The 13,033-nt window shown below is 69.3% G+C and carries 13 protein-coding genes; 8 read left to right on the top strand and 5 right to left on the bottom strand.

The annotated features are described in order from the left end of the window. Positions 1-31 precede the first annotated feature (31 nt). Both ispD and ispF read left to right on the top strand, forming a co-directional pair. Positions 32-724, top strand: a complete 693-nt coding sequence (gene ispD, locus BLQ91_RS15430) for a 2-C-methyl-D-erythritol 4-phosphate cytidylyltransferase (protein ID WP_090097513.1) — start codon at positions 32-34, stop codon at positions 722-724. Continuing rightward, positions 721-1,188, top strand: a complete 468-nt coding sequence (ispF, locus tag BLQ91_RS15435; RefSeq protein WP_090097514.1) for a 2-C-methyl-D-erythritol 2,4-cyclodiphosphate synthase — start codon at positions 721-723, stop codon at positions 1,186-1,188. The genes ispD and ispF overlap by 4 nt, the downstream gene beginning before the upstream one ends. Here ispF and BLQ91_RS15440 read toward each other — a convergent pair. Continuing rightward, entirely contained in the window at positions 1,185-1,481 is a 297-nt protein-coding gene (locus BLQ91_RS15440; protein ID WP_090097515.1) for a DUF6191 domain-containing protein, read from the bottom strand. The genes ispF and BLQ91_RS15440 overlap by 4 nt on opposite strands. Before the next feature lie 53 nt (positions 1,482-1,534). Between BLQ91_RS15440 and BLQ91_RS15445 the strand changes: the two genes are divergently transcribed. From BLQ91_RS15445 to BLQ91_RS15470, 6 genes are all read left to right on the top strand, one after another. Next, positions 1,535-2,479: a toll/interleukin-1 receptor domain-containing protein gene (locus tag BLQ91_RS15445; protein ID WP_176959763.1), complete on the top strand. Its 945-nt coding sequence runs from the start codon at positions 1,535-1,537 to the stop codon at positions 2,477-2,479. Positions 2,480-2,504: 25 nt separating this feature from the next. Next, a complete protein-coding gene (locus BLQ91_RS15450) occupies positions 2,505-3,128 on the top strand; it encodes an HAD family hydrolase (protein WP_090097517.1) in 624 nt (207 codons plus the stop codon). Next, positions 3,125-4,519 carry a cysteine--tRNA ligase gene (gene cysS, locus BLQ91_RS15455; protein ID WP_090097518.1) on the top strand — a complete coding sequence of 465 codons (1,395 nt, stop codon included), beginning with the start codon at positions 3,125-3,127 and terminating at the stop codon, positions 4,517-4,519. Before BLQ91_RS15450 ends, cysS begins: the two co-directional genes overlap by 4 nt. 5 nt (positions 4,520-4,524) lie before the next feature. Next, positions 4,525-5,496 (top strand): 23S rRNA (guanosine(2251)-2'-O)-methyltransferase RlmB, encoded by a 972-nt coding sequence (gene rlmB, locus BLQ91_RS15460; protein ID WP_090097519.1) that lies wholly within the window; start codon positions 4,525-4,527, stop codon positions 5,494-5,496. 602 nt (positions 5,497-6,098) lie between these two features. Then, positions 6,099-7,289: an MFS transporter gene (locus BLQ91_RS15465; protein WP_245733440.1), complete on the top strand. Its 1,191-nt coding sequence runs from the start codon at positions 6,099-6,101 to the stop codon at positions 7,287-7,289. A gap of 336 nt (positions 7,290-7,625) precedes the next feature. Then, positions 7,626-8,969 (top strand): GGDEF domain-containing protein, encoded by a 1,344-nt coding sequence (locus tag BLQ91_RS15470; RefSeq protein ID WP_236220717.1) that lies wholly within the window; start codon positions 7,626-7,628, stop codon positions 8,967-8,969. Between the two features lie 292 nt (positions 8,970-9,261). Here BLQ91_RS15470 and BLQ91_RS15475 read toward each other — a convergent pair whose 3' ends face one another. The 4 genes from BLQ91_RS15475 to BLQ91_RS15490 all read right to left on the bottom strand — a co-directional run bounded on the left by BLQ91_RS15475 (position 9,262) and on the right by BLQ91_RS15490 (position 13,008). Beyond that, positions 9,262-10,077 (bottom strand): metal ABC transporter permease, encoded by an 816-nt coding sequence (locus BLQ91_RS15475; protein WP_090097521.1) that lies wholly within the window; start codon positions 10,075-10,077, stop codon positions 9,262-9,264. Beyond that, on the bottom strand, positions 10,074-10,865 hold the full coding sequence (locus BLQ91_RS15480; protein WP_090097522.1) for a metal ABC transporter ATP-binding protein: 792 nt from the start codon (positions 10,863-10,865) through the stop codon (positions 10,074-10,076). The genes BLQ91_RS15475 and BLQ91_RS15480 overlap by 4 nt, the downstream gene beginning before the upstream one ends. Continuing rightward, on the bottom strand, positions 10,862-11,815 hold the full coding sequence (locus tag BLQ91_RS15485; protein WP_090097523.1) for a metal ABC transporter solute-binding protein, Zn/Mn family: 954 nt from the start codon (positions 11,813-11,815) through the stop codon (positions 10,862-10,864). Before BLQ91_RS15485 ends, BLQ91_RS15480 begins: the two co-directional genes overlap by 4 nt. A 98-nt stretch (positions 11,816-11,913) precedes the next feature. Continuing rightward, positions 11,914-13,008, bottom strand: coding sequence for an ABC transporter ATP-binding protein (locus tag BLQ91_RS15490; RefSeq protein ID WP_090097524.1), 1,095 nt, complete (start codon positions 13,006-13,008; stop codon positions 11,914-11,916). Positions 13,009-13,033: the final 25 nt, after the last annotated feature.

Here is a 13,033-nt window from a genome sequence, read left to right on the forward strand (position 1 = left end):
CACCTGAAGAGCATCGGATTCAGTCGCGAACATGAGTGTCGTCGCGCTCGTGCCCGCGGCAGGGCGAGGTGAGCGCCTGGGCTACGGGATGCCCAAGGCGCTTGTGCCGGTCAACGGGGTACCGCTGTTGACCCGTGCCGTTCTGGGCCTGTTCGAGTCAGGCCAGGTGCAGCACGTCGTCATCGCCGCGCCACCGTCCGATGTGGACCAAGTGCACTCCGCAACCGCCTCGCTGGCCCCGGCCGGCGGGGCGGTACATGTGCTTCCAGGGGGCGCCGAGCGCACCGACTCGGTGCGGCTCGCCCTCGACCACGCGCTCCGCGTGATCCCGGACACGTCGATCGTGCTGGTCCACGACGCTGCCCGCGCCTTCACCCCTCCCGAGGTCATCGCCGGTGTCGTGGCCGCGGTGCGCGACGGGTACGACGCCGTCATCCCGGTGTTGCCGGTCGCCGACACGATCAAGCAGGTGAACGAGGTCGGAGTGGTCGTCTCCACACCTGATCGAGCGGCCCTGCGGGTCGTGCAGACCCCGCAGGGTTTCCGCGCCGAGACTCTCAAAGCCGCCTACAGCTCCGGTGTCGCCGCGACTGATGACGCTGCCCTCGTGGAGAAGAACGGTGTCGCGGTCCACACGGTTCCCGGACACGCCCACGCCATGAAGATCACCACCCCGTTCGACCTCGCGGTCGCGGAAGCACTGTTCAGCGGAGGTCAGGAGTGAGGATCGGCCAGGGCGTCGACGTCCACCCGGTCGAGGCAGGTCGTGAGTGCTGGGTCGCCGGCCTGCTGTGGGAGGGCGTCGACGGGTGCGCGGGCCACTCCGACGGCGACGTGGCCTCGCACGCGCTGTGCGACGCGCTGCTCTCCGCGGCGGGCCTCGGCGACTTGGGCGCCGTCTTCGGCACGTCGGACCCGCGCTGGTCGGGCGCGCACGGCGTGGTCCTGCTCGCTGAGGTGCGCCGCCTCGTCGAAGAGGCCGGATACCGTGTGGGAAATGCCACAGTGCAGGTCATCGGCAACGAGCCGCGCATCGGCAAGCGCCGCGACGAGGCGCAGGAAACGCTTTCCGCGGCCGTCGGCGGCCCGGTCTCGGTCGCCGGCACCACCACGGACGGCCTCGGCCTGACCGGTCGCGGCGAGGGCATCGCGGCCATCGCGACCGCCCTGCTGATCCCCACCGCCTAGCTGGGCCGCCGCTGAGCGGGCACGTCCAGCACCGCGGTACCGCCGTCGAGGTCCACCCGGCTCCGCGGCGGTGCGGCGTCGCCCTCCTCGTCGCGCAGCTGCCGCTCCTCCTTGCGGTACTCGAGCTCGTCGCGCTTGCCCGTCTCGAACGTCGCCCCCAGCTCGCCGATGCCCGCGGTGGCCATCGGTGTGCCCTTCTTCTTCCTCCGCACGAACCGCTCGACGACGGCGAGCAGGAACAGCGCCGCCACCAACGCGGGCAGCGACATCGCGAACAGGAACCCCAGGCTCATACCGGGACAACTCCCCCGCCGTCGGTGTGGTTCCCGCCACTACGATGCGCGTCGTGCCCAAGTACGACGTGTGCCTCTCCTTCGCCGGTGAAGACCGCCCCTACGTCGACGAGGTGGCACGCCACCTCACGGAACTGGGCGTGTCCCGCTTCTACGACACCGACGAGCAAGCCGACCTCTGGGGCAAGAACCTGGTCGAGCACCTCGACCAGATCTACCGCCACGACTCGCGCTTCTGCGTGATGTTCATTTCGGAGGCGTACGCCAGGAAGATGTGGACGAAGCACGAGCGGCAGGCGGCGTTCGACCGCGCGCTCGTCTCCGACACCGAGTACGTGCTGCCGGTCCGGTTCGACGACACGGAGATCCCCGCGCTGCGCGTCGGCACCGGCTACCTCGACCTGCGCGACCGCACCCCGCGCGAGCTGGCCAGGATGATCGCGGAGAAGGTCGGTGCGGCCGCCGGCGCGCCGGCGGCCGGCTGGGAGTACCAGCTGTTCGCGGACACCGTGGCGCTGCACATGCGCAAGCTCAAGGACAAGCAGATCAACCACGAGATGGGGTACGCGGCGCCCGGACGCGAGATCACGACGGACACCGACGCGCTGGACAACCTCACGGCGAAGTCCCGGACGTTCGACGGCATCCTCAACGGCTTCGGGGACCTCCTCTCGCCCGGCCGGCAGCAGTGGGCCTTCGGCCCGGCGGGCAAGCCGGGGGACAGCGACAAGATCCGCCACCTCGCGAACCGGTTCGTCGAGGCGTACGAGAACCTGCTCGACTGGTCCGCCGACCTGCGCGGCACGACGACCCCGGACCGCTTCACCGCGCTCTACCGGACCGCGGCGCACCTCGCCGACGAGCCGTTGCGGCAGATCAAGCGGTTCGTCGAGGAGTTCATCACCGCCAGCGAACGCGGAGCGGGCGACCTGCAGCTGACCCTGTCCTACGACGACTCGGTGTTCAGGACTGAGCTCCAAAAGGTCCAGACCACGTAGCCGTCCGGCACGTAGAGTCGGGGGCGTGACGATCCGCGCCGCGCTCTTCGACTTCTCCGGCACGCTGTTCCGGCTCGAGCACCCCGAGCTCGAGTCCAACGGCGACCTGCTGCGTGCCCTCACCTCCCCGGTCGGCATCGCCGACGGCGTGGACCCCGAGCTGGCCGACGCCTGGTACCGCCGCGACCTCGACCCGGACGTGCACCGCTGGGTCCACGTGCGCGTCCTGAACGACTCGCTGGTGCCGGACGCCGAGGCGTTCTACGACCAGCTGCTGCACCCCGGCTCGTGGGTGCCGTACCCGGACACCAGGGCGGCGCTGGAGCACCTGCGGGACGTGCCCGTCGCGGTCGTCAGCAACATCGGGTGGGACATCCGCACGGTCTTCGAGCACCACGGCCTCACCCACCTCGTGGACGAGTTCGTGCTCTCGTACGAGGAAGGCGTCGTCAAGCCGGACCCGAAGATCTTCACGACCGCGTGCGAACGGCTTGGCGTCGATCCCCGCGACGCCGTGATGGTCGGCGACAGCCAGGAGGCGGACGGAGGAGCCGAGGCCGTCGGTTGCTCCTTCCGGCTCGTCAACCCGGTTCCGACGAGTGACCGCCCGGACGCACTGGTGGATGTGGCCCGTACCATTCCCGTGTGAGCCTCCACATCTACGACACGGCGAGCCGGTCCCTGCGGGAGTTCCACCCGCAGGTCAACGGAACGGCGTCGATCTACGTGTGTGGGGCGACCGTGCAGGGCGTGCCGCACATCGGCCACGTCCGCAGCGGCCTGAACTTCGACGTCCTGCGGCGCTGGCTCGCCCGTGACGGCGCCGCCGTCACGCTGGTCCGCAACGTCACCGACATCGACGACAAGATCCTCGCCAAGGCCGCCGACCACGGCCGGCCGTGGTGGGAGTGGGCGTACAAGCACGAGCGTGCGTTCGAGGACGCGTACGACGCGCTGGGCTGCTTGCCGCCGTCGTACGCGCCGCGCGCGACCGGCCACGTCACCCAGATGGTCGAGCTCATGCAGCGCCTGATCGACAAGGGCCACGCGTACGACGTCGACGGCGACGTCTACTTCGACGTGCGCTCGTTCCCCGAGTACGGCGCCCTGTCCGGGCAGCGGCTCGACTCCGTCGAACAGGGCGAGGCGGCGGTGCGCGGCAAGCGCGACCCGCGCGACTTCACGCTGTGGAAGGCCGCGAAGCCCGGTGAGCCGTCCTGGCCGACGCCGTGGGGCGAAGGCAGGCCCGGCTGGCACCTCGAGTGCTCGGCGATGGCCACGACGTACCTGGGCGGCACGTTCGACATCCACGGCGGCGGCCTCGACCTGATCTTCCCGCACCACGAGAACGAGCAGGCGCAGTCGCGCGCGGCCGGTGACGGCTTCGCGAACTACTGGATGCACAACTACTGGGTGACGCTGTCGGGCGAGAAGATGGCGAAGTCGCTCGGCAACACCGTGTCCATCCCCGCGATGCTCGACAAGGTGCGTGCGCAGGAGCTGCGGTACTACCTGGTGGCGCCGCACTACCGGTCGCACATCGAGTACTCCGAGGACGCGTTGCAGGAGGCGGTCACGGCGTACGGCCGTGTCGAGTCCTTCCTGCGCCGTGCCGTCGAGCGCCTCGGCCCCGTCGAGCTGCGCGGCGACATGTGCCCGGACTTCGTGGTCGCGATGGACAACGACCTGAACACGCCCCAAGCCGTGGCCGCCCTGCACAACAAGGTGCGCCAGGGCAACACGGCGCTCGCCGACGGCGACGACGACACGGCCCGTTCCGCGGCCGAGTGCGTGCGCCGGATGGCTGACATCCTCGGCGTCGACCCGTTGTCGCCGAAGTGGAACGACGCGTCGTCTGCCGACCTCGGCATGCGGCAGGCGTTGACCACGCTGGTGGATCGGCTGCTCGCCGAACGCCAGGAAGCCCGCAAGAGCAGGGACTTCGCGCGCTCCGACGCGTTGAGGGACCAGCTGCACGACGCGGGCATCGCCGTCGAGGACACCCCCGGCGGTCCGCAGTGGACCTTGAAGGACGACTGACTTCCGTGGCTGGCAATTCCAAGCGCAAGGGCGCGATGCGCAATCCGGGCTCGAAGAAGGGCGCGGTCGTCGGTTCCGGCGGGCAGAAGTCCAAGGGCCTGCAGGGCAAGGGGCCGACGCCCAAGGCGTCGGACCGCCCCAACCACCCCGCGTACAAGCGGGCCAAGGTGGTGGCGAAGACCGAGGCCGTGAAGACCCAGCGGCGCCAGAAGACGGAGAAGGCCCAGGCCGAGACCGTCGCGGGCCGCAACCCCGTCGTCGAGTGCCTGCGCGCAGGCACGCCTGCGACGGCGCTGTACGTGGCGCTGGGCATCGACGCGGACGACCGCGTGCAGGAGGCCGTGCGCCTCGCCGCCGACCGGGGCATCTCCGTGCTGGAGGTCGCCCGCGGCGAGCTCGACCGCATCACCGGTGGCGCGATGCACCAGGGCCTCGGCCTGCAGGTGCCACCGTTCGAGTACGCGACGCCGAACGAGCTCCTCGAGCTGGCCCAGCGCTCGTCCACGCCGCCGCTGCTGGTGGCGCTGGACGGCGTGACGGACCCGCGCAACCTCGGCGCCGTCGTGCGCTCCGCCGCCGCGTTCGGCGCTCAGGGCGTCGTGCTGCCGCAGCGGCGCAGCGCGTCGATGACGGCGGTCGCCTGGCGCACCAGCGCGGGCACCGCGGCGAAGCTGCCGATCGCGATGGCCACGAACCTGACGCGCACGCTGCGCGACTGGGCCGAGGCCGGTCTGATGATCGTGGGCCTCGACGCGGACGGTGACGTGGACGTCGACGGCCTCGACCTCGCGACGAGCCCGCTCGTCGTCGTGGTGGGCTCCGAGGGCCGCGGTCTCGGCCGCCTGGTCAAGGAGACGTGCGACCAGACCGTGTCGATCCCGATGGCCACGGGCGTCGAGTCGCTCAACGCCTCCGTCGCCGCCGGTGTCGTGCTGGCCGAGGTCGCTCGCCGCCGCCGGGTCGCCGCGAAGGGCTGAACGTCCTGACGTAATCGGCTAGTTCGTGACGCTAAGCGCCTCGATTCGCCGACGTTAGTGATCGTTTTCCTGCCCGCGAAACCGGTTCAGGTTCGCGGGCGGGAAAGTCGACTTTCCACACTTGCCAGAACTGCGCATCCGTTCGCATGACAAACGGCGTGGCCTATTACGCGCCACTCCCGGGCGCGGGTACCGTCGTCTCGTTCGCCATTAACGAGGTCTGCCGGGCAGGAGTCGGAGCAGTGTTGCACCGGTTGGTCGAGCCGAGGACGCCCGTTCGGCACCAGCTGACACACAACGTGACCATTTGGGGTCCAATCAGGCGAACCCGAGGTCAACTGTGAAGAAGATCAGCTCTACGTTTCGGTATTGTAACTACTTTAGGTAACCGGTCTGCTCCGTTTAGGTACACACTGTGGTAGGACAGACGTTGAACGGTCAGGCAGCTTCTACCGTGATTGTCGATAGAAATTGATTACCACCGGCGGGGGCGACGTGACTCGGCGCAGGACGAATCGGGACGTGCCGATTCGCCGCGCGCGGGCAACGGCCCCGCGAGGTCGCGCATGACGACCCGCGGCGCCCTCCGCGAGCTCCTCGGTTTGCGCGAGTTCCGCGCCATGTGGATCGGCTCGACCGCCTCCACCGCCGGTGACCAACTAGCCGCGGTGGCATTGTCACTGCTCGTATTCGAGCGGACACAATCCGCAGCGTGGACTGCTCTCACGTGGTCGCTGACGCTCTTCCCGCCGCTGATTTCCGGGCCCTTGCTGGGATGGGTCGCCGACCGCTTCCCGCGACGCACGGTAATGGTGACGACGGCGTGGTCGCAGGCCGTGCTGATGGCCGTGATGGCCATTCCCGGCATGCCCCTGTGGGCCATGATCGTGCTGCTCGTCGTGGTGCTGGCGATCTCCTCGCCGTACCTGGCGGCGCAGGAGGCGAGCTTGCCCCACGTCCTCCCACCGAAGCGCTACGACGACGGCGTGGCCCTTTTCGGCACATCCGTCGACATCGCCCAGATGGCGGGCCTCGCCGCCGCGGGCTTCCTCGTCGCCCACACGAGCCCTGGCCTCGCACTCGCGGTCAACGCGGCCACGTTCGCCGCCCTGGCGATCCTGGTGCAGACGTCGGTGAAGCACCGCCCGGCAGCAGACCCGCTGGGCCGCAAGAAGAAGGACGACGAAGAACCACGCGGCGTGCTGACGCTGATGGTGGCCGAACCGCGGCTGAGGACGCTGCTGGGCGTCCGTCTCCTCGCGGGCCTCGCGATGGTGCCCGAGGGGCTGGCGGTGCCGCTGGCGGCGAGCCTGAACGCCGTCTGGGCGGTCGGCCTGATCCTCGCGATCGAGCCCGCGGCGAACGTGCTGGGAGTGGCGCTGCTGTTCCGCCTGGTGCGCGATCCGGCGAAGCGGGAACGGCTGATCGGCCCGCTGGCGATCCTGTCGCTGGGGCCGTTGATCATGTTCGCTTTCCACCCGAACCTGACCTGGACGATCGTTTTGCTCGTGATCGCCGGTATAGGCGGGGCTTATCACACGCCCGCTCGTGCGGCGTGGATGAGGCTGCTACCCGATCAGTACCGTGGACGCGCTTATGGCATCGGTCGCGCAGCGCTGCGTTCGAGCCAGGGCGGAGGAATGGCCCTGGCCGGCGTGGTGGCCCATTCGATCGGATCGGTGACGGCCACGATCGCGGGAGCGGGCGGTGTCGGACTGCTGCTGGCGACGCACGCCACCTTCGCCTTGAGACGCGCCAGAGGTCGCAACGACTCGAAGGCGGTGGCAATCTGAAACAGAACGGTCACCAATAGCGATATCCGTCTCAGAGGCACCAGGATGATCCGGATGCATGATTGAAGTCCAGCCGAGGAGAGGTGGGGTTCAGAAGTCACGGTTGCGCATGGAAGGACACCTCCTCGTTGCGACGAGCAGCAGCGCAGGTAGGTCTACGACCTGGTCAGCGGCGGCTTTGCTCATGACGTTCCATGAGCGTAGGGGGTCGTGGTGAAGAACAGTTTGACTGATCGCAGGCGATCGCGGGCACTCGGCTTGGCTCCGATTCGCAACTGGGACCTCTGGACCGTTGCGCCCAGTGCGATCGCGTACTTTTTCGTGCTCGAAGCGGCCGTGGCAGTGGCCTCCATCTGGCTCCTGACGAAGCTCACCGCGGTGTCCCCCACGGACTGGCTCCGCTTCGGCGCGCTCATCGCCGCGATCACGATCCACCTGACCGTCGTCCGCAGAGCGGAAGAGGCCCGCCGCAACGAGGCCTCCGGTCCCCACATCGACCTGACCTCGGTCTGGACCTTCGCGGCGGCCGTCGCGCTACCCGGTGGCCTGGCGGTGATCGCCACCATCTGGATGCGCATCCTGATACAGCCCATCGCCCGCCGCCAGCCCTACAGATTCGTCTTCGGCACCGCCTCCATGCTCGCCTCGACGCTGCTCTCGTGGGCCCTCGTCCACCTCACCGGCGTTTCCCTGGCGGCCACCGGGAACATCCCGACGGACCTGAGCCTGGTATTGGTTCTCGCAATAGCAGCGGTCCTATACTGGTTCGTCCAGGTGATGACCGTCGCCGCGGCGTTCAAGATCGTCACCCCGAACTCGAAGGTCCTCGACTTCCTGGGTTCCAAGGTCGACAACATGCTCGAGATGAGCACCCTCGGCGCCGGCGCGATGCTCGGCATGCTCATGACGAGCCACTGGGTCGGCCCGCTGCTGCTGGTCGTCCCGGTCATCCTCGTGAACGCCCTGCTCTCCCGAGCGGGCGAACGAAGGACACACCTCGAACGCCTGCTGCGCGAGCAGGAGCAGCTCCACCAGCGCCTGGCGGCCGACGCCCACACCGACTACCGGACGGGACTGCTCAACACCAACGGCCTGGCCGAGTACGCGGGCCGCCTGGCGGAGCGCTGCCGCCTGGACGGCGAACCGATGACCGTCCTGGTCATCGACCTCGACCACTTCAAACGCATCAACGACACCTGGGGCCACCCGGCGGGCAACGCGGTCCTGGCCGAGGTGGGCAGGATCCTCCGCGAGAAGCTCCGCCCGGGCGACGTGGCGGGCCGGGACGGCGGCGAGGAGTTCGTGGTGGCCCTGAAGGCCACCCCGGTCGCCCAGGGCGTCACGATCGCCGAACGCATCCGCGAGGCCATCGGCTCCCTGGCCGTCCCGACGACCGACAAGCACCGCAACGTGGTGACGCTCTACGGCCGCGAGATCCAGCCCCCGGAACCGGAGGGCGAGTCGCTGCAGGCGATCTCGGCCTCCATCGGCGTGGCCGTGATCCCGGACAACGGCCCGGACGTGGCCACGGCCCAGCACTCGGCGGACGCCGCGCTCTACAAGGCGAAGGAGAACGGCCGCAACCAGGTCCGGGTGGCAGGCCTCGACATCCCGCCACGCCTGATGCCCGCCCCGCGCCAGGACGACGTGACGAAGCCGATCACGTCCCGCACGGCCTGACGCGGGCTCGTGCGCGGCCTGACGCAGGCTTGCGCAGGGGTCCCCCTCGATCGGGGATCCCCCGCGACCCAACGTGCTCAGCGGGTCTGACAGCGGGTTGACCAGCGACAACGGGTCGCAGCCGCGGAGTGATGCTCGCCAGGTCGCAGGCGAGCCGTCTTGCTCATGCGCTCCGGGTGGGGTGGCTTCGTCACGAGTCGTGCCTCAGCTCTCGCCGCGCCACCCACCAACGGCGCCGGTCAGGGCTTTCCACCAGATCGGCGGGGTCCGGGGCAATGGGCCAAGCGGCACCTCAGGCAGCCCGCCGCTGCAAAGCCCCGATCCCGCGACAAACCAGGTAAATCACAAAACTGACCCCGGTGACCAATGCGGACACCGGCAACCCGGGCTGCAGTGACAAAAGAATTCCACCCACTGCGGCAATCTCGGCGAAAACCACCGACAACACGGTGGCCCGCAACGGCGAAGCCGTCACCCGCATCGCGGCAGCGGCCGGTGTGATCATCAAAGCCAGCACCAGCAACGCCCCGACGACCTGCACCGACAATGCCGTGGCCACACCGACCAGCACGGCGAACACAATGGACAACCCGCGCACCGGCACCCCGCGCGAGACCGCCACGTCGGGATCGACGGAGGCGAAGAACAACGGCCGCCAGATCAACGCCAGCACGGCCAGCACGGCGACGGACGACACGACCAGCAGGTCCAGGTCCGTCGAGTCCACACCGACGATCTGTCCCGTCAGCAGTCCGAACTTGTTGGCGGAGCGTCCCTTGTAGAGCGCGAGCATCAGGATGCCCATGCCGAGCCCGAACGCGAGGATCGCCCCGATCACCGAGTCCCGGTCGCTCTCCCGCCGGGACAGCACGCCGAGCAGCACCGCGGCGATGATCGACCCGGCGAGCGCGCCATAGCCGACACCGATGCCGAGCAGGAGCGCCGCCGCGCCGCCGGTGAAGGCGAGCTCGCTGGTGCCGTGCACCGCGAAGGCCATCTTGCGGGTCACGATGAACGGGCCCAGCACGCCGGCGACGAGGCCCAGCACGGCGGCCGCGATCAGGGCGGTCTGCACGAACTCCAGCTCGAGGAGGTCGAAGAGCGTCACGAAGCGGCCTCCGCCGACAGGTGGTGCGTCTGCTCCTCGCAGGCGCCGGCGCCGACGACCAGGATCTGGTCGCGCACCCGCACGACCTCGACCGGCGTGCGGTACAGCTCGGACAGCGTCCGCGAGTTCATGACCTCTTCCGGCGTGCCCACTCGGAACCGGCCGCCCACGAGGTACAGGACGCGGTCCACGAGGGGCAGCACGGGGTTCAGCTCGTGCGTCACGAAGAGCACGGCCGTGTCGGCCTCACGGCGGCGCTTGTCGATCAGCTCCGAGACCACCCGCTGGTTCGCGAGGTCGAGCGAGAGCAGCGGTTCGTCGCACAGCATCACCGTCGGGTCGCCGACGAGGGCCTGGGCGACGCGCAGCCGTTGCTGCTCGCCGCCGGACAGCAGGCCGATCGGCGAGTCGGCGTACCGCTCGGCGTCGACGGACGCGATGGCCGCGTCGACGCGGATGCGGCGCTCACGGCGGTTGCGCAGGCCGAGACCCCACCGATGGCCGTCGAGGCCGAGGCCGACGAGGTCGCGGCCGCGCAGCGTCATGGACTGGTCGAGCGCTCGCTGCTGCGGGATGTACCCGATGGCGTTGTTGCCCCCGGCGATCGAGACCGAGCCCGACGACAGCGGCTGCAGGCCGAGCAGCACCCGCATCAGGCTCGTCTTGCCGGAGCCGTTCGGCCCGAGGACCGCGAGGAACTCACCGGGCTCGACGTCGAGGTCGAGCCCGTCCCACAACACCCTGTCCCCGTAGGACAGCCGGGCCCCGCGCAGCGAGATGGCTGTCATGCCTTGAGCGCCTGCGACAGCGCGTCCACCTGCTTGCTCATCCAGTCAAGGTAGCCGGTCACGCCTTCGGGCAGCGTCTCGGTGACCACGACGACCGGGATGCCCGCCGCCTTGGCCTTCTCCACGACCTGCTTGGTGACCTGGTTCTCGGTCTGGGTGTTCTCCAGCAGCACGTTGACCTGCTTGCCGTCGACGAGCTGGTTCATCTCGGCGAGGGCCGCGGCCGGGACGTCCGACTCCTCCTCGATGGCCTTGCTGAACGCCTCGGGCGTCACGTCCTGCGCACCGGACGCGTCGACCAGGTAGTGCGCGATCGGCTCGGTCGCGGCGATCTTCTTGCCGGCGCCGACGCCCTCGACCTTCTTCTCCAGCTCCTCGAGCTTCGCGGCGAAGTCGGCGGCGTTCTTCTCGAACGCGGCCTTCTTGTCCGGCGCGATCGCGGCCAGCTCGGTCGCGGCCGCCTCGGCCACCGCACCGACGGTGTGCAGGTCGTACCAGACGTGCTCGTTCTCGCCGTGCTCGTGGTCGTGGCCGTCGCCGGCCGGGGCCTCGCTGGTGGGCGCCTGGCTCGCGGGGGCCGCGCTGCTGCTCGGCTCGGCGTGGCCGTGGTCGCGCAGCGGGAACGCCTCGACCTTCTTCGTGGCGTCGCTGGTGATCAGCTTCGCGAAGAAGTCGTCGTAGCCGCCGCCGTTGAACACGACCAGCTTGGCGTCCTTGACCAGCGCGGCGTCGGCGGGCTTGCTCTCGTAGGAGTGCGGGTCGGCGCTCGGGTCGTCCAGCAGCGACTTGACCTCGACGTCGTCGCCGCCGACGGCCTTGACGACGCTGCCCCACACGTTGGTGGAGGCGACGACCTGGATCTTGCCGCTGTCGGAAGACGGTGTGGAGGTGCCGCAGGCGGCCAGGCTCACGACGGCGAGAGTGCCGACCAGAGCGTTGCGGAGAGTCATCACGCCGTCCCTCGATCAGGTAATGGAAACCGTTGTCGAGTTCAGTTTACGACACGAAAAAGCCCCCGGCGGTCACGCCGGGGGCTTTCGCCTGTGACTCACGCCTCCAGGCGCTCGCCCGTTTCGGGGTGGAACAGGTGGATCTCGCTGTGGTCGCGGACGGCGACCTTGACGTGCTGGCCCAGGGTCGGCGGCGTGCGGCCGTCGACGCGGACGACGAAGCGCTGCGACGCGTCACCGATCTTCACCGCGCCGTGCACGAGCGCGTCGGCGCCGAGCTCCTCGACCAGCTCGACGGTCATCTCCATGCCCTCCTCGCCCGACGGCACGATGCCGAGCGCCTCGGGGCGGATGCCGAAGGTGACCTCGTCCAGGCCCCCCGCGGCGGCGATCGCGTCACGCGAGAGCGGCACGATGACGCCGTCGAGCTTCGCGCCCTCCGACGTGATCGGCACGGTCTTGAGGTTCATGGCCGGCGAGCCGATGAAGCCCGCGACGAACGCGTTCGCCGGGCGGTCGTACAGCGCGCGAGGCGTGTCGCACTGCTGCAGCAGGCCGTCCTTGAGCACCGCGACGCGGTGGCCCATCGTCATGGCCTCGACCTGGTCGTGCGTGACGTAGATCGTGGTGGTGCCGAGGCGCTGCTGGAGGGCGGCGATGTTCGCGCGCGTCTCGACGCGCAGCTTGGCGTCCAGGTTGGACAGCGGCTCGTCCATGAGGAACACGGAGGGCTCGCGGACGATGGCGCGGCCCATCGCGACGCGCTGGCGCTGACCACCGGAGAGCGCCTTCGGCTTGCGCTCCAGGTACTTGGTGAGGTCGAGCATCTTGGCGGCCTCTTCGACCTTCGCCTTGATCTCGGTCTTCGCCACACCGCGCAGCTTGAGCGCGAAGCCCATGTTCTCCGCGACGGTCATGTGCGGGTAGAGCGCGTAGGACTGGAACACCATGGCGATGTCCCGGCCCTTCGGCGGCACGTTCGTGACGTCCTTGCCACCGATGTGGATGGCGCCCTCGTCGATGTCCTCGAGGCCCGCGAGCATGCGCAGCGCGGTCGACTTGCCCGAACCGGACGGACCGACCAGCACCAGGAACTCGCCGTCCGCGACCTCCAGGGACAGCTCGTCGACAGCGCGGACCGGCGGGTTGCCGGAGAACACGCGCGAAGCCTTGACGTAGGACACCTCTGCCATGTGACGCACCTTTCACCTTGTCTGG

The sequence above is a fragment of the Lentzea jiangxiensis genome, assembly GCF_900104175.1.
GTDB lineage: Bacteria > Actinomycetota > Actinomycetes > Mycobacteriales > Pseudonocardiaceae > Lentzea > Lentzea jiangxiensis.